The sequence below is a fragment of the Pseudomonas sp. BS-2016 genome (assembly GCF_001806145.1).
GTDB classification, from domain to species: Bacteria; Pseudomonadota; Gammaproteobacteria; order Pseudomonadales; family Pseudomonadaceae; genus Aquipseudomonas; species Aquipseudomonas lundensis.
In genome coordinates this window covers 1-2,015 of record NZ_MLCT01000214.1, presented here as the reverse complement: position 1 = coordinate 2,015, position 2,015 = coordinate 1, and the positions used below count along the sequence as shown (strand labels likewise).

Sequence of the window (2,015 nt, the reverse complement as noted above, 5' to 3'; positions counted from 1 at the left end):
TCATGGCTGGCAATCGACCCACACTGCGGTCGAAGTGCTGCACCATGACCTGCCGTTTCTGGTCGACTCGGTACGCACCGAGCTGAATCGCCGCGGCTACAGCATCCATACCCTGCAAACCACCGTGCTCAGCGTGCGTCGTGGCAGCAAGGGCGAGCTGCTGGAAATCCTGCCCAAGGGCACCCAGGGCGAAGGCATCCTGCAAGAATCGCTGATGTACCTGGAGATCGACCGCTGCGCCAACGCCGCCGAACTGAACGTGCTGAGCAAAGAGCTTGAGCAGGTGCTGGGTGAAGTACGCGTGGCTGTGGCCGATTTCGAACCGATGAAAGCCAAGGTCCAGGACCTGCTGGCCGGTATCGACGCCAGCGCGTTCGCCATCGACGGCGAAGAAAAAGCCGAAATCAAGAACTTCCTCGAATGGCTGGTGGGCAACCATTTCACCTTCCTGGGCTACGAAGAGTTCGTGGTACGTGACGAGGCGGACGGCGGTCATATCGAATATGACGCAAGCTCTTTCCTCGGTCTGACCAAGCTGCTGCGCGCCGGCCTTACCGCCGAAGACCTGCGCATCGAAGACTACGCCGTGGCCTACCTGCGCGAGCCGACCGTACTGTCGTTCGCCAAGGCCGCCCACCCAAGCCGCGTGCACCGTCCGGCTTACCCGGACTACGTGTCGATCCGCGAGATCAGCGCCGACGGCAAGGTCATCAAGGAACACCGTTTCATGGGCCTGTACACCTCCTCGGTGTACGGCGAAAGCGTGCGGGTGATCCCTTACATCCGTCGCAAGGTCGCGGAAATCGAACGTCGTTCGGGTTTCCAGGCCAAGGCGCACCTGGGTAAAGAGCTTGCCCAGGTGGTGGAAGTACTGCCCCGTGACGACCTGTTCCAGACTCCGGTCGACGAGCTGTTCAGCACCGTGATGTCGATTGTGCAGATCCAGGAACGCAACAAGATCCGCGTGTTCCTGCGCAAAGACCCCTATGGTCGTTTCTGCTACTGCCTGGCGTACGTGCCACGCGACATCTACTCCACCGAAGTACGCCAGAAGATCCAGCAAGTGCTGATGGACCGCCTGAAGGCCTCGGACTGCGAGTTCTGGACCTTCTTCTCCGAGTCCGTGCTTGCCCGTGTACAACTGATTCTGCGGGTTGACCCGAAGAACCGCCTGGACATCGACCCGCTGCAACTGGAAAAAGAAGTGGTGCAGGCCTGCCGCAGCTGGCAGGACGACTACGCCAGCCTGGTAGTGGAAAGCTTCGGCGAAGCCCAGGGCACCAACGTGCTGGCGGATTTCCCCAAAGGCTTCCCGGCTGGCTACCGCGAGCGTTTCGCCGCGCATTCGGCTGTGGTCGACATGCAGCACCTCAACAGCCTGACCGAAGCCAACCCGCTGGTAATGAGCTTCTATCAGCCGCTGGGCCAGGTCTCCGGCCAGCGCGAGCTGCATTGCAAGCTGTATCACGCCGATACGCCGCTGGCGTTGTCCGACGTGCTGCCGATTCTGGAAAACCTCGGCCTGCGTGTGCTGGGCGAGTTCCCGTATCGCCTGCGCCATGCCAATGGCCGTGAGTTCTGGATCCATGACTTTGCGTTCATCGCCGCCGAAGGCGTGAACCTGGATATCCAGCAGCTCAACGACACCCTGCAGGATGCATTCGTGCACATCGTGCATGGCGATGCCGAGAACGATGCGTTCAACCGCCTGGTCCTCACTGCCGGCCTGCCATGGCGCGACGTGGCGCTGCTGCGTGCCTATGCCCGTTACCTGAAGCAGATTCGCCTGGGCTTCGACCTGGGTTACATCGCCAGCACCCTGAACAACCACACCGACATCGCCCGCGAGTTGACCCGGTTGTTCAAGACCCGCTTCTACCTGGCGCGCAAGCTCACTGCCGACGACCTGGAAGACAAGCAGCAACGCCTGGAGCAAGCGATCCTCAGCGCCCTGGACGACGTTCAGGTGCTCAACGAAGACCGCATCCTGCGTCGCTACCTGGACCTGATCAAGG

The 2,015-nt window shown here is 61.2% G+C and carries 1 pseudogene; it reads left to right on the top strand.

The features are described 5' to 3' along the window. A pseudogene (locus tag BKD70_RS23900) lies at positions 1 to 2,015 on the top strand (NAD-glutamate dehydrogenase domain-containing protein); the annotation flags it as partial.